The sequence below is a fragment of the Streptomyces sp. PTL18 genome (genome assembly GCF_059510295.1).
Genome location: NZ_JCAJZO010000001.1, coordinates 612,367 through 634,008, shown reverse-complemented (window position 1 = coordinate 634,008; position 21,642 = coordinate 612,367). Strand labels below are relative to the sequence as shown.

20 protein-coding genes are annotated in these 21,642 nt (G+C 71.0%); 10 read left to right on the top strand and 10 right to left on the bottom strand.

The window, feature by feature from the left end; translation table 11 throughout:
• Positions 1-69 precede the first annotated feature (69 nt).
• Positions 70-705, top strand: coding sequence for a helix-turn-helix domain-containing protein (locus AC5WS8_RS02995; protein ID WP_496101651.1), 636 nt, complete (start codon positions 70-72; stop codon positions 703-705).
• The gene (locus AC5WS8_RS02990) at positions 702-821 is read left to right on the top strand and encodes a DUF6126 family protein (RefSeq protein ID WP_496101650.1); all 120 of its coding nucleotides are present in this window, start codon (positions 702-704) and stop codon (positions 819-821) included. Before AC5WS8_RS02995 ends, AC5WS8_RS02990 begins: the two co-directional genes overlap by 4 nt.
• A gap of 21 nt (positions 822-842) precedes the next feature.
• On the opposite strand, the gene AC5WS8_RS02985 is transcribed toward AC5WS8_RS02990, so the two are convergent.
• The gene (locus AC5WS8_RS02985) at positions 843-1,640 is read right to left on the bottom strand and encodes a tyrosine-protein phosphatase (RefSeq protein ID WP_496101649.1); all 798 of its coding nucleotides are present in this window, start codon (positions 1,638-1,640) and stop codon (positions 843-845) included.
• Between the two features lie 199 nt (positions 1,641-1,839).
• Here AC5WS8_RS02985 and AC5WS8_RS02980 point away from each other — a divergent pair, with 199 nt between their 5' ends.
• Both AC5WS8_RS02980 and AC5WS8_RS02975 read left to right on the top strand, forming a co-directional pair.
• On the top strand, positions 1,840-3,918 hold the full coding sequence (locus AC5WS8_RS02980; RefSeq protein ID WP_496101648.1) for an alpha-galactosidase: 2,079 nt from the start codon (positions 1,840-1,842) through the stop codon (positions 3,916-3,918).
• A 197-nt stretch (positions 3,919-4,115) separates the two neighbouring features.
• Positions 4,116-4,901, top strand: a complete 786-nt coding sequence (locus tag AC5WS8_RS02975) for an SGNH/GDSL hydrolase family protein (RefSeq protein ID WP_496101647.1) — start codon at positions 4,116-4,118, stop codon at positions 4,899-4,901.
• Positions 4,902-5,055: 154 nt separating this feature from the next.
• Here the strand turns inward: AC5WS8_RS02975 and AC5WS8_RS02970 are convergent, their stop codons facing one another.
• The gene (locus AC5WS8_RS02970) at positions 5,056-5,631 is read right to left on the bottom strand and encodes a carboxymuconolactone decarboxylase family protein (RefSeq protein WP_496101646.1); all 576 of its coding nucleotides are present in this window, start codon (positions 5,629-5,631) and stop codon (positions 5,056-5,058) included.
• A 208-nt stretch (positions 5,632-5,839) separates the two neighbouring features.
• On the opposite strand from AC5WS8_RS02970, the gene AC5WS8_RS02965 reads away from it, so the two are divergent.
• On the top strand, positions 5,840-7,024 hold the full coding sequence (locus AC5WS8_RS02965) for an MBL fold metallo-hydrolase (protein ID WP_496101645.1): 1,185 nt from the start codon (positions 5,840-5,842) through the stop codon (positions 7,022-7,024).
• 770 nt (positions 7,025-7,794) lie between these two features.
• Complete coding sequence (locus AC5WS8_RS02960; protein WP_496101644.1) at positions 7,795-9,219, top strand: non-reducing end alpha-L-arabinofuranosidase family hydrolase; 1,425 nt, start codon at positions 7,795-7,797, stop codon at positions 9,217-9,219.
• A 302-nt stretch (positions 9,220-9,521) separates the two neighbouring features.
• Here the strand turns inward: AC5WS8_RS02960 and AC5WS8_RS02955 are convergent, their stop codons facing one another.
• From AC5WS8_RS02955 to AC5WS8_RS02925, 7 genes are all read right to left on the bottom strand, one after another.
• Complete coding sequence (locus tag AC5WS8_RS02955; protein ID WP_496101643.1) at positions 9,522-10,511, bottom strand: zinc-dependent alcohol dehydrogenase family protein; 990 nt, start codon at positions 10,509-10,511, stop codon at positions 9,522-9,524.
• Positions 10,508-11,392: a carbohydrate ABC transporter permease gene (locus AC5WS8_RS02950; RefSeq protein ID WP_496101642.1), complete on the bottom strand. Its 885-nt coding sequence runs from the start codon at positions 11,390-11,392 to the stop codon at positions 10,508-10,510. The genes AC5WS8_RS02955 and AC5WS8_RS02950 overlap by 4 nt, the downstream gene beginning before the upstream one ends.
• Positions 11,389-12,348 carry a carbohydrate ABC transporter permease gene (locus tag AC5WS8_RS02945; protein ID WP_496101641.1) on the bottom strand — a complete coding sequence of 320 codons (960 nt, stop codon included), beginning with the start codon at positions 12,346-12,348 and terminating at the stop codon, positions 11,389-11,391. The genes AC5WS8_RS02950 and AC5WS8_RS02945 overlap by 4 nt, the downstream gene beginning before the upstream one ends.
• A gap of 116 nt (positions 12,349-12,464) precedes the next feature.
• Positions 12,465-13,820 (bottom strand): ABC transporter substrate-binding protein, encoded by a 1,356-nt coding sequence (locus AC5WS8_RS02940; RefSeq protein ID WP_496101640.1) that lies wholly within the window; start codon positions 13,818-13,820, stop codon positions 12,465-12,467.
• An 83-nt stretch (positions 13,821-13,903) separates the two neighbouring features.
• A complete protein-coding gene (locus AC5WS8_RS02935) occupies positions 13,904-14,665 on the bottom strand; it encodes a DeoR/GlpR family DNA-binding transcription regulator (protein ID WP_496101639.1) in 762 nt (253 codons plus the stop codon).
• Positions 14,666-15,103: 438 nt separating this feature from the next.
• The gene (locus AC5WS8_RS02930; RefSeq protein WP_496101638.1) at positions 15,104-16,015 is read right to left on the bottom strand and encodes an SDR family oxidoreductase; all 912 of its coding nucleotides are present in this window, start codon (positions 16,013-16,015) and stop codon (positions 15,104-15,106) included.
• Positions 16,016-16,050: 35 nt separating this feature from the next.
• Positions 16,051-16,827 (bottom strand): SDR family oxidoreductase, encoded by a 777-nt coding sequence (locus tag AC5WS8_RS02925; RefSeq protein ID WP_496101637.1) that lies wholly within the window; start codon positions 16,825-16,827, stop codon positions 16,051-16,053.
• A 77-nt stretch (positions 16,828-16,904) separates the two neighbouring features.
• Here AC5WS8_RS02925 and AC5WS8_RS02920 point away from each other — a divergent pair, with 77 nt between their 5' ends.
• The 4 genes from AC5WS8_RS02920 to AC5WS8_RS02905 are packed head-to-tail and all read left to right on the top strand — an operon-like array spanning position 16,905 to position 20,384.
• A complete protein-coding gene (locus AC5WS8_RS02920) occupies positions 16,905-17,696 on the top strand; it encodes an enoyl-CoA hydratase family protein (protein ID WP_496101636.1) in 792 nt (263 codons plus the stop codon).
• The gene (locus tag AC5WS8_RS02915; protein WP_496101635.1) at positions 17,693-18,556 is read left to right on the top strand and encodes a CoA transferase subunit A; all 864 of its coding nucleotides are present in this window, start codon (positions 17,693-17,695) and stop codon (positions 18,554-18,556) included. Before AC5WS8_RS02920 ends, AC5WS8_RS02915 begins: the two co-directional genes overlap by 4 nt.
• Positions 18,553-19,323 carry a CoA-transferase subunit beta gene (locus AC5WS8_RS02910; protein ID WP_496101634.1) on the top strand — a complete coding sequence of 257 codons (771 nt, stop codon included), beginning with the start codon at positions 18,553-18,555 and terminating at the stop codon, positions 19,321-19,323. Before AC5WS8_RS02915 ends, AC5WS8_RS02910 begins: the two co-directional genes overlap by 4 nt.
• Positions 19,320-20,384: an NAD(P)H-dependent flavin oxidoreductase gene (locus AC5WS8_RS02905; RefSeq protein WP_496101633.1), complete on the top strand. Its 1,065-nt coding sequence runs from the start codon at positions 19,320-19,322 to the stop codon at positions 20,382-20,384. The genes AC5WS8_RS02910 and AC5WS8_RS02905 overlap by 4 nt, the downstream gene beginning before the upstream one ends.
• Positions 20,385-20,461: 77 nt before the next feature.
• Here AC5WS8_RS02905 and AC5WS8_RS02900 read toward each other — a convergent pair whose 3' ends face one another.
• A complete protein-coding gene (locus AC5WS8_RS02900) occupies positions 20,462-21,619 on the bottom strand; it encodes an acetyl-CoA C-acetyltransferase (protein ID WP_496101632.1) in 1,158 nt (385 codons plus the stop codon).
• Between the last annotated feature and the right edge of the window lie 23 nt (positions 21,620-21,642).

Sequence of the window (21,642 nt, the reverse complement as noted above, 5' to 3'; positions counted from 1 at the left end):
CGAGCCGGAGCTTTTTGCCTGTGAGGCAAGGAATTTGCCGAGCAGGCAAAGCTCCGGCTCAATGGAGGCATGAGCTCTCCCGAGACCGACCCCGAGCCCGGGACCGAGAACGGGCCGGCCGAGGGTCTGCCCGCCGTCGCCCCGCAACTGCGTGCCCTGCGCCGCCGCGCCGGACTCACCCTGGAGGCCGCGGCCCGTGCCGCCTCGCTCTCGCCCGCGCACCTGTCCCGGCTGGAGACCGGCCGGCGCCAGCCGTCGCTGCCCATGCTGCTGGCGCTCGCCCGCATCTACGGTACGACCGTCTCCGAACTGCTGGGCGAGACCGTCGCCGACCGGGACGCCGTCGTGCGCGCCGCCGGCATGGAGCCCACCCGGGCGGGCGGCTGGACGTACTGGCAGGCGGGCGGGGCCGGACGCGGCATGCAGGCCCTGCGGGTCCACGTCTCCTACGGCACCCAGGGCGACATCGTGCGCGTCCACCCGGGCGAGGAGTGGCTGTACGTCCTCAAGGGGCGGCTGCGGTTGCGCCTCGGTGACACCGCGCACGTCCTCGCGCCGGGCGACAGCGCGCACTTCGACTCGCTGACCCCGCACCGCCTCGCGGCCGCCGACCCCGACGGCACGGAGCTGCTCTTCGTCCACACCCTGCTGCAGAGCCCGACCGCCGCGCTGTGCGTCGGTCCCACCCCCGGAGAGATGCCATGACCGACATGGAGGAGAAGTTCCCGCGCGGCCTGTGGGTGCGGCTGATCATCTACATCGCGGTCGGTCATCTGTTCGCCGCCTTCGTCTATCTGCTGTTCCAGGTGGGCGCGAAGTGAGCGCCCACCTCGGGCCGCGGCTCAGTCCAGCAGCCGGTCGCGCAGCCGCTCCCGCACCGCCGGTGTGATCCGCAGCCCCTTCTCCAGGTAGGCGTCCACACCGCCCCAGGTCTCCTCGACGGTCTCCATCGCCGCCGCCAGGTACTCGGTGCGCGCGTCGAAGAGGGGGCCGAGCAGCTCCATCACCTCGGGGGAGTACGCGTCGGGCGACGAGCCGTTGCGGTACACCCGGTAGCGGCGGTGCTTCGCGTTCGACTCCAGGTAGTCCGCGACGATCGCGTCACGCTCGACCCCGAGGGCGAGGAGCGTCACCGCGATCGACAGCCCCGCGCGGTCCTTGCCCGCGGCGCAGTGCATCAGCGCGGGCACGCTGTCCTCGGCCAGCGCGCGCAGCACCTGGGAGTGTTCGGCGGTGCGCTCCCGGACGATGGTGCGGTACGAGGTGATCATCCGGTTCTCGGCCTTGCCGTCGGCGAGGATCGCGCGGAGTTGCTCCAGGTCGCCGTCGCGGACCATCTTCCAGAACTCGGCGCCGTGCGCCGGGTCGGTCAGCGGCAGATTGACGTTCCGCACGCCCGGCAGCTCGACGTCCGGGCCCTCCAGCCTCTTGTCCGCCGCGTTGCGGAAGTCGAAGATCGTGTGCAGGCCCAGCGAGGCGAGGAAGGTTGTGTCCCGCTCCGTCGCGTGCGCGAGATGGCCGCTGCGGAAGAGTACTCCGCTGCGCACCCGCCGCCCGTCCACGGTCGGCAGGCCACCCACGTCACGAAAGTTGCGTACGCCGGTCAGCTCGGGCTCGGTAGACGGGACCTGCTGCGTCACGAGGGCTCCTCCCATCCGTCCGCCGGCGCTGCTCGCCGGCGGGCCGCGCCTCGACGATACGGCACCGTGTACTGAGGCAACCGTCAGGTAACCGTCCATGCCAGGCGCCCCGCGGTACGGCGAGACATTGCAAAAAGCACCCCACGCCCTGATGATGTTCGGACCTGATCGTACTTGTTCGAATCTGTAGGGGTATGGAATGCTGGAGATCGCCGCGGACGGCCGCGCCTGGCTGCTGTCAGGGCCCACGAGCAGCTACGCTCTGCGGCTCGCCGAGGACGACGCACTGCTGCACCTGCACTGGGGCCCGCGGATCGCCCTCGCCGACGCCGAGGCGCTCGCGGCCCTGCCGGCACCGCCGTACCGGCCCTTCGAGTCCCCGCTCGACGGCCTCGAGGAGTACCCGGTCGAGGGTGGCCCCCGCTTCGTACGCCCCGCCCTGTCCGTGCGCAGCGAGGAGCGTCGCGGCACCGAGTGGGCGTTCGAGACCCACGAGGCCGACGGCGACGAACTGCGACTGCGGTTCACCGACGGCGGGCTCCGGATCACCCTCCACCACCGGATGCGCGGCGACGTCGTCGAGCGCTGGGTGACCCTCGCCAACGACGGCCCCGCCCCCGCCGAGCTCCTCCGCGCCGACTCCGCCACCTGGACCCTGCCCCGGCGTGACGGCTGGCGGCTCTCCCACCTGCACGGCCGCTGGGCGGCCGAGTCCCGGCTCGTGCGGTCCGGCCTCACCTACGGCGAGAAGGTCATCGGCAGCCGCCGCGGCCACACCGGCCACCAGCACCTGCCGTGGGTCGCGCTCGACACCGACGCGACCGAGGAGAGCGGCGAGGTCTACGGCTGCGCGCTCGCCTGGTCGGGCACCTGGCGGATCGCCGTGGCCCAGCTCCCGGACGCCCGGGTGCAGATCACCGGTGGCGCCGGGTACGACGACTCGGGCCTGCTGCTCCTGGCACCGGGGGAGACGTACTCCACCCCCGTCTTCGCGGGACTGTGGAGCGACGGCGGCCACGGCGGCGCCAGCCGCGCCTGGCACGCCTACCAGCGGACGTACGTCATCCCGGACGCGGACCGGGACCGGCCCGTGCTCTACAACTCCTGGGAGGCGACCGAGTTCGACATCTCCGAGGAGCAGCAGGGGGCGCTGGCGCGGCGGGCGGCGGCCATAGGGGTGGAGCTGTTCGTGGTCGACGACGGCTGGTTCGGTGCCCGTACCAACGACCGCGCCGGGCTCGGCGACTGGCGTCCCAACCCCGACCGCTTCCCCTCCGGTCTCAAGCCGCTCTCCGACTACGTGCACGCACTCGGGATGCAGTTCGGTATCTGGGTCGAGCCCGAAATGGTCAACCCGGACAGCGACCTCTACCGCGCACACCCGGACTGGGTGCAGTACCAGCCGGGGCGGAAGCGGACGGAGTTCCGCAACCAGCTCGTCCTCAACCTCGCCCGCGAGGACGTCCAGGAGTACCTGTGGGAGCAGCTCGACGCCCTGCTCTCCAGTGCCCCGATCGACTACGTGAAATGGGACTTCAACCGCTGCTTCACCGACGCCGGCTGGCCCGGGGAGGCCTACCCGCAGCGGCTGTGGGTCGACCATGTGCGCGCCTTCCACGCCCTGCTGGACCGGCTGCGGGCCGCCCACCCCGATGTCGCCTTCGAGTCCTGCTCGGGCGGTGGCGGACGTGTCGACCTGGGCGTCATGAGCCGCACGGACCAGGTGTGGACCTCCGACAACACCGACCCGCTGGACCGTCTCGCCATCCAGCACGGCTTCAGCCAGATCCACCCGGCCCGGGTGATGGCCGCCTGGGTCACCGACAGTCCGAACGCGATGCTCAACGGGCGGGTCAGCTCGCTGCGCTTCCGGTTCGTCAGCGCCATGGCCGGGGTGCTCGGTGTCGGCGGCGACCTCGCGCAGTGGACCGAGGAGGAGCTCGCCGAGGCCAAGGAGTGGGTCGGTCTCTACAAGGAGATCCGGCCCGTGGTCCAGCGCGGCGACCTCTACCGGCTGCGGCCGCCGACGGGCGGGCTGAGCGCGGTGCAGTACGTCCTCGGTGACGAAACCGTGGTCCTCGCCTGGCTCCAGGCCCAGCACTACGGCGAGCCGGTCGCCCCGCTGCGGCTGCGCGGTCTCGATCCGACGGCGGCGTACGCATGCCCGGAGACAGGCGAACTGCACCGGGGGGCGGTGCTTCTGCATCACGGGCTGCGGCTCGCGCTGCGGGGCGACTTCGACGCGACGGTCGTCCGCCTGCGCCGCATCCGACCGTGACGAAGGAGCCGTACCGCAGGACGACCACCCGGTGACCCGCCCGACACCGCTGATCAGCGACCTATTCCTGATCGGCGCAGATACGGCGAGTGGTTTATCTCACCGCCCGTCAAGCCCTGCCTACGGTCGCGTAGCTCACATCCCAAGGTGAATCATGGACCGATGTGGCAGACGATTCGAAGAATGACAACAGATCAGTGATCGGGTCGTACGTGGCGGTGGGGGACAGCTTCACCGAGGGTGTCGGCGACCCAGGGCCCGACGGGCAGTTCGTCGGCTGGGCCGACCGGTTCGCGGTCCTCCTCGCCGACCGGCGGCCGGAGGGCGACTTCCGGTACACGAACCTGGCCGTGCGCGGCAAACTGCTCGACCAGATCGTGGCGGACCAGGTCCCGAGGGCCGTCGAACTCTCCCCGGACCTGGTCTCGTTCTGCGCGGGCGGCAACGACATCATCCGGCCGGGCACCGACCCCGACGACGTCGCCGAGCGGTTCGAGCGCGCCGTCGCCACCCTGACGTCGGCCGTCGGCACGGTGATGGTGACCACCGGGTTCGACACACGGGGCGTGCCGGTGCTCAAGCATCTGCGCGGCAAGATCGCCACCTACAACGGTCATGTGCGGGCGATCGCCGACCGGTACGGCTGCCCGGTGCTCGACCTGTGGTCGCTCAAGTCCGTGCAGGACCGGCGCGCCTGGGACGACGACCGTCTCCATCTCTCACCCGAGGGACACACCCGCGTCGCCCTGCGGGCGGGCCAGGTTCTGGGCATCGAGGTACCGGCCGACCCGGACCAGCCCTGGCCGCCCCTGCCGCCGCGCGGCACGTTCGAGGTGCGTCGCGACGACATCCACTGGGCGCGCGAGTACCTGGTGCCGTGGATCGGACGGCGGCTGCGCGGAGAGTCCTCGGGGGACCGGGTGGTGGCCAAGGGGACGCTGTCGCCGGAGGACATCAGGGTGCGGATCACGCAGGCGGTGTGAGGCTCGGTCCTCCTCCCCTCCCACGCCGGAGGGGCCGATGGGTGCACCGGTCGGCTCCCTTCGGCCCCGCCGGCGATTCGGGGCGGCCCTCCCCGTCCGGGCCGAACGGGGAGGGGCGCGAGGCCGGCTGCATCCGCACGCCCCGGCGTGACCGTTACGGCGCGGAAGTCGTCCGCCCTTGCAGGGACGGCACGTCGCAGGAGTCCTTGAAGCCCTGACTCGTCAGTCCCAGCGCGGCGTTGATGCGCGAGCGCAGGTTCTCCACCGCGACCATCGCCGTCAGCTCCACGAACGCGGGCTCACCGAGCCGGCCCAGGAGCCGGGCCGCGAGGGCGTCGTCGACGACGGGCGGAGTGGCCGTCATCGCCTCGGCGTACTCCAGGACATCACGCTCCAGTTCCGTGTACACGTCGCTGTCGCGCCAGCGCGGCACGTCGACCAGCTTCTCGCGGGCCGTACCGCGCTCCCGGCTCACCCAGTAGCCGAAGTCCATGCACCAGGCGCAGCCGATCGCCGCGGCCGAAGCCATCTCGGCCAGCGCCTTCAGGTCCGGGTCGAGCTTGTTCCACTTCGCCACCGACTGCTCGAACCGCAGATCGCTCCACAGCAGCCGCGGGTGGTGGGCGAGCGCCCTGCCGGGATCCAGCACCTTGCCGTACGTCCGCTTCGAATACCACTCCACGGCACGGAAGAAGAGCGTGCGGCGCGGGGTCAGGGAGATACGGGCCATGAAGCACCTCCGAGTGCGTCGTTCCCGGGCGCTCGGCGGTGAGCGCCCACCCGGATACGACGGACCGGCGCGCACGGATGTGACATCGCGGCCCGCGCGAACGCGCCGTGTTCCGGGGAGGCCGGGGGCATGGCTTGTGACAGGGCCGGACCCGGACCGCCGGACGGGCCGACCATAATGAGGGCCTCACCACTGCACTGGAGGTGCCGTGACCGGTTTCGGTCCCCTTGGCTCCGGGCTCCGCGCGCTGCGGCCCCCCGCCTTCGGCGCGGATCCCAGCGGGGAGCGCCTGGCGCGCATCCGCAGATCGCCGCACTTCGCGGACGGCGCCTTCGTGAACCGGGAGGGCACCCGGACCCGTCCCTCGGGCGGGTCCACGCTGGAACTGGCGAAGACGTACTTCCGCAAGGAGGACCGCGCCCGACGTGCCCCGGCCGCCCCGATCCCCGTGCACCCGACGACCCGGGCGGACCTGGCCGGGCCCCCGGCGAGCGGGCTGCGGCTGACCTGGATGGGCCACTCCAGCGTGCTCGCGGAGATCGACGGGCACCGGGTGCTGTTCGACCCGGTCTGGGGGCAGCGCTGCTCGCCGTTCGACTTCGCCGGGCCCCGGAGGCTGCACCCGGTGCCGCTGCCGCTGGCCGCGCTCGGCCCGGTCGACGTCGTCGTCATCTCCCACGACCACTACGACCATCTCGACCTGCCCACCATCAAGGCCCTGGCGGACACGGACACCGCGTTCGCGATACCGCTGGGCGTCGGCGCCCACCTGGAGCGCTGGGGTGTGCCGGCGGACCGGCTGCGTGAGCTGGACTGGCACGAGTCGACGCGGATCGGCGGCCTCACGCTGACCGCCACCCCCGCCCGCCACTTCTGCGGCCGCGGCCTGCGCAACGCGCAGCACACGCTGTGGGCGTCATGGTCGGTGGCGGGCGACGAGCACCGCGTCTACCACAGCGGTGACACCGGGTACTTCGACGGCTTCAAGGACATCGGTGCGGCACACGGCCCGTTCGATGCCACAATGATCCAGATCGGGGCGTACTCCGAGTTCTGGCCGGACATCCACATGACGCCCGAGGAGGGCACCCGCGCCCACCTCGACCTTCAGGGCGGCGAGCCGCGCGGTGTGCTGCTCCCCATCCACTGGGGGACCTTCAACCTCGCTCCCCACCCGTGGGCGGAACCGGGGGAGTGGACGCTGGCCGCGGCCGGCGCGGTCGGACAGGCGGTCGCCGTCCCCGTTCCGGGCCAGTCCTTCGAGCCGGCCGGTGACCTCCCCACCCGCCCGTGGTGGCGGGACGTCTCCCTGCCGCTGAACCGCGAGTGGCCCGTTCCGGAGATCACCCCGAAGGCGTCTCGTGACGATCTCGACCTTGTGGGCGAGGGCTGACCGCCGACGATCCGAGGCGCGTGACGGCTGTCCACCTCAGCGGCGGGGTGGGCGCCGGCTGCCCGGCGCGGCCGTGGCGGTGGAGCGGGAGGAGGCCGTCACGGCCGCGGTGACCGTCAGCGCGGCGGTCGGCACAGTCCGCGAAAGCGGCCCCGCTTCCGGCACCTCCGGGCTGCCCATCCGCACCGCCCGGCCATCCGCACGGTCCAGCCATTCGATCAGCTGACCTGCGGCGCTCCTTCATGGAGCCCCAGCGAATGTTTCGAACCTGCTCGCGAATCATGCGAGAGGTATTGACGCCGTTCACCGGTTCCCTATCATCCAGTTTGCTCGATGGGTCGACGCTCGTTCGGTGTACCGAACGTCGTGGGATCGAGGCCGCTTCACTCGCACAGCAGGGCACCTCCGGGTCACGCGCACCGGCCGAGCCGCAGGGAGCATGTCGCACGATGCGTATGTCATGGCTTCATCAAGGCTTGCCCGGTCGTCGGCCGCCGGCAGCCGCCACCGGTCTCGCCGCCGAGGCGGTTCTCCCGCCGGCGGGCGCCTCCCGCGCCCGCCTCTTCGACGGCCGACGACCGGCGGTTCTTCACGGGCTACCGATTCGCCCTCTTCAACCACGCCGCCCAGGCGCTCGGTGGTTCGGTCCGCGTCACGCGGTTCGAACTGTCCACGCCCCGAAACAAGCCGTTCCCGGCACCGCACCGACAGTCCGGACAGCCTCCGACGGGGCCGACCGGAACCGCTTACTCAAGGATGACGAGGTCCCCATGCGCAGACGAAGTCCCAGCCGCAGGCACCTGTCCGCGGTGCTCGCCGCTGCGGTTGCGGCCCTGATCACGTTGGCGGCGACGCTCGTCGCCGGCCCGGCTCAGGCGGCCACCAGCGGCGCCCTGCGCGGCGCTGGTTCCGGCCGATGTCTCGATGTGCCGAACGCCGGCCAGGCCGACGGCACGTACCTGCAGATCTGGGACTGCTCGGGCGGGACCAACCAGCAGTGGACGTTGACGGACGGCAACCAGCTGACCGTGTACGGCACCAAGTGCCTGGATGTTCCGGGCCACGCCACCGCGGCCGGTACCCGGGTGCAGATCTGGACCTGCAACGGCGGTGCGAACCAGCAGTGGCGGCTGAACTCCGACGGCACGGTTGTCGGCGTGGAGTCCGGGCTGTGCCTGGACGTCACGGGCTCCGGGACGGCCAACGGCACGGCGGTGGAGATCTGGACGTGCAACGGCGGCAGCAACCAGAAGTGGACCGGCCTGTCCGGGACGTCGACCCCGCCGGGGGGCGGCACCTGTTCCCTTCCGTCGACGTACCGGTGGACGTCGACCGGTCCGCTGGCGCAGCCGGCGAACGGGTGGGTCTCGCTGAAGGACTTCACGAACGTGGTGTACAACGGCAAGCACCTGGTCTACGCGTCGAACGTGTCGGGATCGGGGTACGGCTCGATGATGTTCGGTCCCTTCACGAACTGGTCGGACATGGCGTCGGCCGGCCAGACCGGGATGAGCCAGTCCGCGGTGGCGCCCACGCTGTTCTACTTCGCGCCCAGGAACATCTGGGTGCTGGCGTCCCAGTGGGGTGCGTCGCCCTTCATCTACCGCACGTCGAGCGACCCCACCAAGCCCAACGGCTGGTCCGCTCCGCAGCCGCTGTTCACCGGCAGCATCCCGGGCTCCGCCCCGATCGACCAGACCCTGATCGGTGACGGCCAGAACATGTACCTGTTCTTCGCCGGTGACAACGGCAGGATCTACCGGGCGAGCATGCCGATCGGGAACTTCCCGGGCAACTTCGGCTCGTCGTACACGACGGTCATGAGCGACACGACGGCCAACCTGTTCGAAGCGGTGCAGGTCTACAAGGTTCAGGGTCAGAACCAGTACCTCATGATCGTTGAGGCGATGGGTGCGAACGGGCGCTACTTCCGCTCGTTCACGGCCTCCAGCCTGAGCGGTGCGTGGACCCCGCAGGCCGCCGGCGAGAGCAACCCCTTCGCGGGCAAGGCCAACAGCGGTGCCACCTGGACCAACGACATCAGCCACGGTGACCTGGTCCGCAACAATCCCGACCAGACCATGACCATCGACCCCTGCAACCTGCAGTTCCTCTACCAGGGCAAGTCGCCTACCGCGAGCGGCCCCTACGACCAGCTGCCGTGGCGGCCGGGTGTCCTCACCCTGCAGCGCTGACCTGCCTGGTCCACGGTGATCGCGACGTGGTGCGGTCCGCCGGCGCGTGGCCGAGCGGCTCACGGCGTGGGCGACTCCGTCCGCTGACCGATACGCACCACCTCGAGGAACCCCAGCCCCGTGTCGGCCGGGGTTCCTCTCCTGTGTGGACTTTCGTCGTGGAAGGAGGGCACTGCCCGCGCCCACCTCGACCTTCAGGGCGGTGAGCCGCGCGGGCCGTGAGGAACGACCAGCCGGTCAGGGGTCCGCCTCGGACCTGACCGGCGTCGCCCGGGGAGCGTCGGCGGGTGCCCGTGGCCGTGTCAGGGCAACACGACGATCTTGCGTCCCCGACCGGCGGCGAACCGCTCCAGCGCCTGCGGGTACTGCGTCAACGGCAGCCTGTCGCTGATGAACACCTGTGGATCGAGCACCCCGGTGGCGAACAGTTCCGCCGCGCGCTCGTAGCTGTGCAGCACGGCCATGGAGCCGGTGATGGTGATCTCCTGGTTGTAGACCCGGTACGGCGAAATGGTGGCCGTCGTCGCGTAGTCGGAGACCCCGAACTGCAGAAACGTTCCCGCCTTGGCGACCCGCTCCAGGCCGTCCTGGATGGCCGCGGCGTTGCCGGTCGCGTCGACCACCACGTCCCACCCGTTCGGCCGCCCGAACTCGTCGGCCGAGAGCGCCGCCTGTGAACAGCCCAGCTTCTCAGCCGTCGCCAGCCGTTCCGGATTGACGTCGACGACGTCCACCGAGGAGGCACCGGTGCGCTTGGCCAGCTCCAGCATCATCAGGCCCATCGTCCCGCTGCCGTAGATCAGCACATGCGAACCGATCCTGCTGCGGAGCACGTCGAAGCCGCGTACGGCGCAGGACAGCGGCTCGATCAACGCCGCGTCCTGGACGTCCACGTGGTCCGGCAGCCGTACGCAGTTGGCGACGGGCGCCACGGCGTACTCGGCGGCGCCACCGGCCACGGTCACTCCGATCGCCGCCCACCGGTCGCACAGGTTGTTGCGCCCGGCTCGGCAGTAGCGGCACTCGTTGCAGTACAGCGAGGGGTCCACGGCGACCCGGTCGCCGATCGCGAGTTCGGTGACCTCGCTGCCGACGTCCACGACCTCCCCGGCGAACTCGTGGCCCGGCACGACCGGCAGGGTCGGTGCGAACTCTCCCTGCAGGATGTGCAGGTCGGTCCCGCACAGCCCGCAGGCCGCCACGTCGACCACGACCTCGCGCGGCCCGGGAGCGGGGTCGGGCACCGTGGTGACGGTGACCTTGCCGGGAGCTTCGATGACAGCGGCTTTCACTTGACTGCTCCTAGGGACAGGCCGCGGACCAGTTTGTCCTGGGCGGCGAAACCGGCGATGAGGACCGGCAGGGAGACCAACGTGGCGGCGGCGCACAGCCGGGCGAGGAACAGGCCCTCGCTGGTGATGAAGCCGACGAGGAAGACCGGTGCGGTCGACGCGTTGGTCGCGGTGAGGTTGACGGCGAACATGAACTCGTTCCAGCTGAAGATGAAGCAGATCAGCGAGGTGGCCGCGAGTCCCGGCATGGCGACCGGTGCGACGATCCGCCACAGCACGGTGAGCAGGTTGGCGCCGTCGACCTCGGCGGCCTCCAGGATCTCCTTGGGTACCTCGGCGAGGAACGAGCGCATCATCCACACCGCGATCGGCAGGTTCATGGCGGTGTAGAGGACGATCAGCGTCCACACGTTGTCCAGCATCCCGGCGTCCTTGACGATCAGGTACACGGGCAGCAGGGCGGCGATGGCCGGCAGGAACTTGGTGGACAGGAAGAAGAACATCACGTCGGTCCACTTCTGGACCGGCTTGATGGACAGCGCGTAGGCCGCCGGTACCGCCAGGGCGAGCACCAGCAGCGTCGACAGCACACTGGCCATCGCCGAGTTGAGGAGGAACGGGGTGATGTCCCGGCTGAACAGCAGTCTGTACTGGTCGAAGGTGAGGGAGGCGAAGGGGTTGGGCGGGTTGGTCGCCGCGTCCGCCTCCTGATGGAAGGAGGTGAGCACCATCCACGCCACGGGCGCGAAGAACGCCAGCGTGGCGAGCCAGGCGACGAAGGTCCACAGGGGTGGCAGCCGGGATGCACCCCCGTGGTCGTCGCGGCGGCGGATGAGCTTCCTGAGTCCTGTGCCGGGCGCGGCGACGGCTGTGTGGGTCATCGGGACACCTCCTCGCGGAACAGCGACGCGATGGTGCGCAGCGCGAAGGTCGCGATCACGATCGAGCCGAGCACGACGACGACTCCGGCGGCGGCCGCCTGGCCGTACTCGTACTTGCGGAACATGGTCAGGTAGATCTCGTAGGGCAGGTTGGTGGTCTGGGAGCCGGGGCCGCCCTGGGTGATGGTGTAGACCGCGTCGAAGGTCTGCACGACGTAGATCGTGCCGAGCAGGATGCCCAGTTCGATGTACTGGCGCAGGTGCGGCAGGGTGATGTGGCGGAAGGTCGCCGAGGCCGACGCCCCGTCGACGCGGGCGGCCTCCAGGACGTCACCGGGCTGCGCCTGCAGACCGGCCAGGAGGATCAGCATCATGAAGGGCGTCCACTGCCACACCAGCGAGACCACGACGGCGGGCATCGGGTAGGACGACACCCAGTCGACCGTGGGTCCGTTGGCGGCTCCGAAGAGCCGGTAGACGGCGTTGAGGGTCCCGTTGAGCAGGCCGTAGTCGGGGTTGTAGAGGGCGTGTTTCCACAGCAGCGCGGCGGCCACCGGCATGACGAGGAACGGCGCGATGAGCATCGTCCGCGCCAGGCCGCGGCCGGCGAACCGGCGGTCGAGCAGCATGGCCAGGCCGAGGCCGAGGACCACGCTGACGAGCACCACCGACGCGGTGAGCACGACGGTGTTGAGGACCGCCGTGCGCAGCCGCTCGTCGGTGAAGACGAACTCGAAGTTGGACAGGCCGACGAAGTGCCGGTCGCCCGGCTTGAGGATGTTCCACTGGAGGGTGGAGATCACGATCGTGGCCACGAAGGGAAGTTGCGTGACGGCGATGGTGAAGACCAGCGCCGGCAGCAGCGGGATGCGGCGCTTCCACTTGCCGACGCTCGAGGACTTCCGGGGTGGGGCGGGTGGTGGTGCTGTCCGGGACGGAGCGGTGAGCGTGGTCATGGACTTTCCTCTGCCGGATGGGGGAACCTCCCAGGCCCTCGGGGCCCTGGGGGAGGCCGGGGCGGGGGGAGTGGTCCCGGCCGGCGGGAGAGCGCCGGCCGGGCGGTTCGTGCGGGTCACCGGTAGTTCTTGGCGACGTCCTCGGCGAGCTTCTGGCCGTCGTCCAGCGCCTTGTCCACGCTGGTCCTGCCGGCGATGGCGGCGGAGATCTCCTGGGTGACCTTGGTTCCCAGGTCCTGGAACTCGGGGATGGCCACGTATTGGATGCCCACCGTCGGCCTGGGCTGGACGCCGGGGTCGGCCGGGTCGGCTGCCTCGATGGACTTCAGGGTGATGTCACCGAACGACGCGGCGGCCTTCCGGTACTGGGGGATCTCGTACGTGCTGGCCCGCTTGCCGGCCGGGACACGCGCCCAGCCCAGCTTCTCACCGACCAGCTTCTCGTACTTCTTGCTGGACGCCCACAGCATGAACTTCGAGGCGGCGTCGGCCTTCCTGGTGGTCTTGGGCATGGCCCACGCCCAACTCCACAGCCAGCCGCTGCTCTTGGTCTCGACGGTCGGTGCGTAGGCGTAGCCGACATGGCCGGCGATCCTGCTGGAGCTCGGGTCCTCCAGCGACCCGGCCGCGCTGGTCGCGTCGTACCACATGGCGACCTTCTTCTGGCTCATGGCGTTCAGGCACTCGGTGAAGCCGGACTGCGCCGCTCCCGCCTCTCCGTGCTTCCTGACGAGGTCGACGTAGAAGTTCGTCGCCTTCTTGAACGCGGGGCTGTTGACCTGGGCCTTCCAGTCCTTGGTGAACCAGGTGCCGCCGAAGGTGTTGACCACGGTCGTCAGTGACGCTCCCAGTTCGCCCCAGCCGGCCAGACCGCGCAGGCAGATGCCCCGCATGCCGGGCTCGGCCCCGTCGACCCTGGCCGCGATGTCGGCGATCTGCTGCCAGGTCGGGTGGTCGGGCACCGTGATGCCCTTGGCCTTCATGACGTCCTCGTTGTACATCAGGAAGGACGACTCGCCGTAGAACGGCAGGGCGTAGAGCTTGCCGTCGGAGCCGGACAGCGACGTGACCATCGGCTTGAGCAGGTCGGCCTTGTCGAAGCCCGCGTCCTTGTCGGCGTAGGAGCCGAGTTCGTGCAGCCAGCCGTTCTTCTGCCAGATGGGTACCTCGTAGGCGCCGATGGTGGCGACGTCGTACTGACCGGCCTGGGTGGCGATGTCCTGGGTGACCTTGTCGCGCAGTTCGTTCTCGGGAAGGATCGTGAAGTTCACCTTGATGCCGGTGTCCTTCGTGAAGGTGTCCTTCGTGAGCTTCGCGATGTCCTCCATCTGCGGGTTGCCGACCATCAGCACGTTGATGCTCTTGCCGCCGTCGCCGGAGCTGGCGGAGCCGCCGGCCCCGCTGCAGGCGGCCAGGAGCGAGCCCGTGGCCGTGGCCGTGACGAGGACACGGGTCATTCTTCGTGTGCGCATGACTGACTCCAGAGGATGTCGTGAGGGCGTGGGGAACCAGGCCCCCGGACTTGCGGGGGTGGGACGGGGGAGTGAACCGACGCTCAGGCCCGGATGACCTCGGGGCCCAGCAGTGAGTAGCGGTGTGCTTCGGAGGCGGGCAGCCCGGCGTCGGTGACGATCGCCTCGAATTCCGTGACGTCCGCGAAGCGGCAGAAGCTCACGGCACCGAACTTGGTGTGGACCCCGGAGAAGACCCGGCGCCTGGCGGCCCTGAGGACCTGGGCCTTGACCTCACCGACGGCGGGGTCGGGCGTGGTGAGTCCGTACTCGCGGGAGATGCCGTTCGCGCCGACGTACGCCAGGTCGATGACGAAGCCGGACAGCATGCGGGTCGCCCAGTGGTCGACCGTGGCGAGCGTCCCGCCACGTACCCGGCCGCCGAGCAACAGCGCGGTGATGTTGGCGGCGGAGGCCAGGTGACCTGCGGTGGCCAGCGAGGAGGTGACCACGGTCAGTGGCCGGTCGCGGGGGAGGGCGGCGGCGATGAGCTGCGGGGTGTAGCCCTCGTCGATGAAGACGGTCTCGGCGTCCCCGAGCAGCGCGGCCGCGGCGGCAGCGATCCTGGACTTCTCGGGGACGTGCATGGTGGTGCGGAAGGCGAGCGTGGTCTCGAAGCCGGCGCTCTCCACGGGGTGGGCGCCGCCATGGGTGCGCCGAACCAACCCATGCCGCTCCAGGGCGTTCAGATCGCGCCTCACGGTCTCCTTGGACACCCCGAGGCCGGCGGCGAGCTCTCCGACGTCCACGGACCCGGAACGGCGTGCCGTTTCCAGAATTCCGCGTCTTCGTTCCTCGGCGTCCACGGCGACACCCCCTTTCACGGCTCCGCGCGGTGTGCCCGCGACGGCTGTTTCCCGGAGCCCGGCCCGTTCGGGCTTCGGTGGCCAAATTTCTACAAGGTGAGCGCTGCGACTGACCAGGTTCGTCGTAGAGCAGTTCGTGACCGAATGTGCCCGATTTCGGAATGCGGAGCCCCTGAACGATGCGGTGGAGGACTCCGTGGCACGCGCGGCCGCCGCCCGCTCGCCGACCATGGTGTGCCCGTTCACCGCCCGTTTTCCCGGACGGACCCGAACATCCCGCCGGGATCCGGCGCGGGAATCCGGCCACCTGGTCTCGGCGCCTGCCCACGAAGCACCGACCACCGGGTGCCCGGCCGCCTCCCGGCCCGCCGGGCAGGTGGGCCCCGGCCGCGCGATCGGGCCCCGGGCAGCCGCGTGATCAAGGGCCCGCCCGTCGACCTACTGCGCCCCGTACACCGGCAGCGGCGGCTGCGCCTGCGCCAGCAGCCCCAGAGCCGTCTCGCCCGCCTCCGCCGGGGTCCAGCGAGCGCCTTTGTCGGCCGTGGGACCCGGCCGCCAGCCCTCCATGACGGTGATGCGGCCCCCCTCGGCCTCGAAGACCCGCCCGCTCACTCCCGCGGAGGCGGTGGAGGCGAGCCATACGACGAGCGGGGAGACGTTCTCCGGAGCCATGGCGTCGAAGCCGCCGTCGCCGGGGGCGGCCATGGTGTCGGCGAAGGCCGTCTCGGTCATCCGGGTGCGGGCGGCCGGCGCGATGGCGTTGACCTGGACGCCGTAACGGCCCAACTCGGCGGCGGCCACCAGCGTCAGCCCGATGACGCCGGCCTTGGCCGCGGAGTAGTTGCCCTGCCCGACGCTGCCCAACAGCCCCGCTCCGCTACTGGTGTTGATCACCCGGGCAACCGGCGTCCGCCCGGCCCCGGCCTCGGCGCGCCAGTGCGCGGCGGCGTGCTTCAGCGGCAGGAAGTGGCCCTTGAGGTGCACGCGCAGGACGGCGTCCCAGTCGTCCTCGTGGAGGTTGACGAGCATACGGTCGCGCAGGAAGCCGGCGTTGTTGACCAGGGCGTCCAGCCGGCCGTATGTCTCCAGCGCCGTACGGACCAGGGACGACGCGCCCTCGGTCGTGGCGACGTCTCCGCCGTGCGCGACCGCCTGCCCGCCCGACGCCAGGATCTCGTCGACGACCTGCCGGGCGGGCCCGGTGGCTCCTCCGCTGCCGTCGAGGCCGACGCCGAGGTCGTTGACGACGACCGCGGCGCCCTCCGCCGCGAGGGCGAGGGCGTGCGCGCGGCCGAGGCCGCGCCCCGCCCCGGTGACGACGGCGACGCGTCCGGTGCACAGTCCGTTCATGGGGTTCGTCCTCACGTCATGGGTGGGCCGGCGGCTCACTTGCCGGCGGTGGCCGCGTCGAGGAAGGCCGGGCGCTCGCCTCCGCCGTGGACGAGGAGGCTGGCTCCGGTGATGTAGGCGGCGCGCTCGGAGAGGAGGAAGGCACAGGCGTCGCCGACTTCGGCGGGGTCGGCGAGCCGGCCGAGCGGGACGGTGCGGCCGACGGCGGCGATGCCGTCCTCGTCGCCGTAGTGCAGGTGCGACAGTTCCGTGCGGACCATGCCGAGGACGAGGGTGTTGACTCGTACGTGCGGGGCCCATTCCACGGCCATCGTGCGGGCGAGGTGCTCCAGTCCCGCCTTGGCGGCACCGTAGGCGGCCGAGCCGGGGGAGGGGCGGCTGCCGCTCACGCTGCCCACCATCACGATCGAACCGCAGCCGTGCTGAGCGCGCATCACCTCGTACGCGGCGAGGGAGGCGGTCAGGGGAGCGAGCAGGTTCAACTCCACGATCCGCGCGTGCCGTTCGGCCCCGCCTTCGTCGAGCATCCGGTGCGGCGTGCCTCCCGCGTTGTTGACCAGGGCGTCGAGATGGCCGTGCTCCTGGCGCACCTGATCGAAGAAGGCGGCCACCGCGTTCGCGTCGCGCAGGTCGAGGGGAAGGAACCGGGCCGTGCGGCCGGCCGCATCCACCGGCCTGTCGGGGGGCCGCCGGGCACAGGCGACGACCTCCGCGCCGGCCTCCAGCAGCGCCCGGGCGATCCCCGCGCCGACGCCGCGGGTGCCACCGGTGACCACCGCGACACGTCCGCTCAGATCGATGACCGATGCCATGAGGCCTCCCTGAGGGTGTGCTCCGCTGCTACCGTCACACCTAACAAACGTTTGGTGGAAAGGTAGCTGATCTGCTCATGGGTGTCTCCACCACGGCCCCCGCAGAGGGCGTTTCCGTCGTCGATGTGGACTTCCCGCCGGTCAACGCCCTCCCGGTGCGGGGCTGGCACGACCTCGCCGCCGCGGTGCGCGCGGCGGGCTCCGACCCCCGGGTGCGCTGCGTCGTGCTCACCGCCACCGGCCGCGGCTTCAACGCCGGCGTGGACATCAAGGAGATGCAGCGCACCCCCGGTCGCGCGGCGCTCATCGGCACCAACCGCGGCTGCTACGAGGCGTTCGCCGCGGTCTATGACTGCGAGGTCCCGGTCGTCGCCGCCGTGCACGGCTTCTGCCTGGGCGGCGGCATCGGCCTGGTGGGCAACGCGGACGCGATCGTGGCCAGCGAGGACGCGGTCTTCGGCCTGCCCGAGCTGGACCGGGGCGCGCTCGGCGCCGCCACCCACCTGGCCCGGCTGGTACCCCAGCACCTGATGCGCACCCTTTACTACACCTCGCGCACCGTCACCGCCGAGGAGCTGCACCGGCACGGCTCGGTGTGGCGCGTGGTCCCGCGCGAGCAACTGATGGAGGCGGCAACGGAGTTGGCCCGTGAGATCGCTGCCAAGGACGGCCTGCTGATCCGCCTGGCCAAGGCCTCGATCAACGGCATCGACCCGGTGGACGTCCGCCGCAGCTACCGCTTCGAGCAGGGCTTCACCTTCGAGGCCGACCTCAGCGGTGTCGCCGACCGGTACCGCGACGCGTTCCTGGCGTCCAGGCCGGTCACCACGGCCGAGCCGGCCAGGTCGCCGGAGGGGGAGCCGCGTTGAGCGACAAGACGATGACCGCCGAGGAGGCCGTCGGCCGCCTCAGCAGCGGTATGACCGTAGGGATCGGGGGATGGGGCTCCCGGCGCAAGCCCATGGCACTGGTCCGCGCCCTTCTGCGTTCCGACGTCACCGACCTCACCGTCGTCTCCTACGGCGGTCCGGACGTCGGACTCCTCGCCGCGGCCGGGAGGATCCGCAAGCTTGTCGCCGCCTTCGCCACCCTCGACTCCATCCCCCTGGAGCCGCACTTCACCGCGGCGCGCCAGCGCGGCGCCTTCGAGCTGGTGGAACTGGACGAGGCGATGTTCATGTGGGGCCTGACCGCGGCCGCGCAACGGCTGCCGTTCCTGCCGGTGCGAGCGGGCCTCGGCTCGGACGTGATGACGGTCGACCCGCATCTGCGGACCGTCACTTCTCCCTACGGCGACGGCGAGGAACTCGTCGCCGTCCCGGCCCTGCGCCTGGACGCCGCCCTGGTACACCTCAACCGGGCGGACGTGCAGGGCAACGCCCAGTACCTGGGCCCCGACCCGTATTTCGACGACCTCTTCTGCCAGGCCGCCGACACCGCCTACGTCTCCTGCGAGCGAATCGTCGACACCGCCGACCTGCTCAAGGAGGCGGTCCCCCAGACTCTGCTGGTCAAGCGGGCGTTCGTGACCGGGGTCGTGCAGACGCCGAACGGCGCGCACTTCACCTCCTGCGCCCCCGACTACGACCGCGACGAGGCCTTCCAGCGCGCCTACGCCCGGGCCGCCCGCACCCCGGAGGACTGGCGGACGTTCACCGACCGCTGTCTGTCCGGCGACGAAGAGTCGTACCAGGCCGCCGTCGCGGCATTCCACGAGGAGCGGGCGTGAGCAGTCCAACGACGAACAAGGCAACGCGTGCCGAGTACTGCGTGGTGGCCTGCGCCGAGGCCTGGCGGGACGCGGGCGAGGTCCTCGCCGCCCCCATGGGCACCGTCCCGACCATCGGCGCCCGGCTGGCCAGGCTCACCTTCGCCCCCGACCTAATGCTCACCGACGGCGAGGCACTGCTCATCGGAGACGTTCCCGCCGTCGGTGCCCCTGCCGAGGTGGTGGAGGGCTGGCTGCCGTACCGGCAGCACCTCGCGCTGGTGGCCACGGGCCGACGGCACGTGATGATGGGCGCGAGCCAGATCGACCGCCATGGCAACCAGAACATCTCCTGCATCGGCGAGTGGACCCGACCCCGACGGCAGTTGCTCGGGGTGCGGGGTGCTCCCGTCAACACGCTGAACAACCCCACCAGTTACTGGATCCCCCAGCACTCACCCCGTGTCTTCGTCGAGCACGTCGACATGGTCAGCGGAGTCGGCTACGCCCGCGCCGCCGCAGCGGGCCCCTCGGCCACCCGCTACCACCGCATCCCCGAAGTGGTCAGCAACCTGGGCGTCTTCGACTTCGCCACCCCGGACCGCACCATGCGGCTGCGCTCCCTGCACCCGGGGGTCACGGTCGAACAGGTCGTGCAGGCCACCGGGTTCCCGCTCACCGTCCCCGACGAGGTCCCGTACACCCGTGATCCGGACGCCCACGAACTGCGTCTGATCCGGGAGGTCGTCGACCCGGGTGACCTCCGCGACCGCGAGGTACCCGCATGAGCGACGCCACGATCACCACAGCGCTCACCACTCTCGTCGGTGTGCGGCACCCTGTCGTCCAGACCGGCATGGGGTGGGTGGCCGGGCCGCGGCTGGTGTGCGCGGCGGCGAACGCCGGCGCACTGGGGATCCTCGCCTCCGCCACCATGACCGTGCCGCGACTGCAGGCGGCCGTCCGCGAGGTGAAGTCCCGTACGGACGCCCCCTTCGGGGTCAATCTGCGGGCGGACGCCTCGGACGCGGCCGACCGGGTGGGTGTCATCGTCGGCGAGGGTGTGAGGGTGGCGTCGTTCGCGCTCGCGCCGAGCCGGGAACTGATCGCGCGCCTGAAGGACGCCGGAGTGATCGTCATTCCGTCGGTCGGTGCCCGCCGCCATGCGGAGAAGGTGGCCGCCTGGGGCGCCGACGCGGTGATCGTGCAGGGGGGCGAGGGCGGTGGCCACACGGGTGGCGTCGCCACCAGCGTGCTGCTGCCGCAGGTCGTCGACGCCGTGGACATCCCGGTGATCGCGGCCGGCGGCTTCCGCGACGGGCGCGGCCTGGTGGCCGCACTGGCCTTCGGCGCGGCCGGTATCGCGATGGGCACCCGGTTCCTGCTCACCTCCGACAGCACGGTCCCCGATCCCGTCAAGGCCCGCTATCTGGCAGCGGACGTGCAGGACGTCACCGTCACCACCAGGGTCGACGGCATGCCCCACCGGATGCTGCGCAGCGAGCTCGTCGACACGCTGGAGCGCGCCGGGCGCGTCACCGCACTGGTGCGCGCGCTGCGCCACGTGTCCGCGTTCAAGCGGGAGTCCGGCATGCGGTGGACGGCCCTGCTCCGTGACGGGACGGCGATGAAGCACGGCAAGGACCTGACCTGGAGCCAGGTCCTGCTGGCGGCCAACACGCCCATGTTGCTGAAGGCCGCCATGGTCGACGGCCGCACCGACCTCGGCGTGATGGCCTCGGGGCAGGTCGCCGGGCTCATCGACGACCTGCCGTCCTGCACCGAACTCGTCGACCGGATCATGGCGGAGGCCCGGACGACGTTGCAGCGGCTGTCGGCCGTGCCGTGACACCACCGGCCCTTTGCCCGTGAGGGGCGGCGGGCCGGCGACTGCTGCCCGACGTCGAACGGTGGGTGGAGGCGCGCTCAGAGCCGCTCGATGATCGTGACGTTGGCCTGGCCGCCCCCCTCGCACATCGTCTGCAGGCCGAAACGGCCGCCGGTGCGCTCCAGTTCGTGCAGGAGTGTGGTCATCAGCTTGGCGCCGGTCGCGCCGAGCGGGTGCCCGAGGGCGATGGCGCCTCCGTTGACGTTGACCTTCCCGGGGTCGGCACCGGTCTCCTTCAGCCAGGCCAACACGACGGAGGCGAACGCCTCGTTGATCTCGACCAGGTCGATGTCGTCGAGCGTCATGCCGGCCCGCTTCAGGGCGTACGCGGTCGCCGGTATCGGTGCGGACAGCATGCGGATGGGGTCCTCGCCGCGCACCGAGAGGTGGTGGATGCGGGCGCGCGGCGTCAACGCGTGCTCCCGCACGGCCCGTTCGCTCGCCAGCAGCATCGCGCAGGCGCCGTCGGAGACCTGGGAGGAGACGGCGGCCGTGAGTCTGCCCCCCTCGATCACCGGCTTCAGGCCCGCCATCATCTCCAGGCTGGTGTCGCGGCGCGGTCCTTCGTCGGCGGTCACCTCGCCGTAGGGGACGAGTTCGCGGTCGAAGCGGCCCTCGTCGATGGCGCGGACGGCCCGCCGGTGGGAGCGCAGCGCGTACTCCTCCATGTCGCGGCGGGAGATGCCCCACTTCTCGGCGATCATCTCGGCGCCCACGAACTGGTTGACGGGCCGGTCGCCGTAGCGGGCCCGCCAGCCTTCGGAGCCGGCGTACGGGCCCTGGGTCAGCCCGAGCGGTTCGGCGGCCCGGCGGGTGGCGAACGCGATGGGGATCATCGACATGTTCTGCACGCCGCCCGCGACCACCAGGTCCTGGGTTCCGGAGAGCACACCCTGGGCGGCGAAGTGCACGGCCTGCTGGGAGGAGCCGCACTGCCGGTCCACGGTGGTGCCCGGCACCTCCTCCGGCAGCCCCGCGGCCAGCCAGCAGGTGCGGGCGATGTCCCCGGCCTGCGGGCCGACGGTGTCCAGGCAGCCGAAGACGACGTCCTCGACGGCCGCCGGGTCGACTCCCGAGCGCTCCATCAGCGCCCTGAGCACCTGCGCGCCGAGGTCGGCGGGGTGCACGGCGGACAGTCCGCCGCCACGTTTGCCGACCGGGGTACGGACCGCTTCGACGATGTATGCCTCGGCCATGGCCACTCCTGTTCGCTCTGACG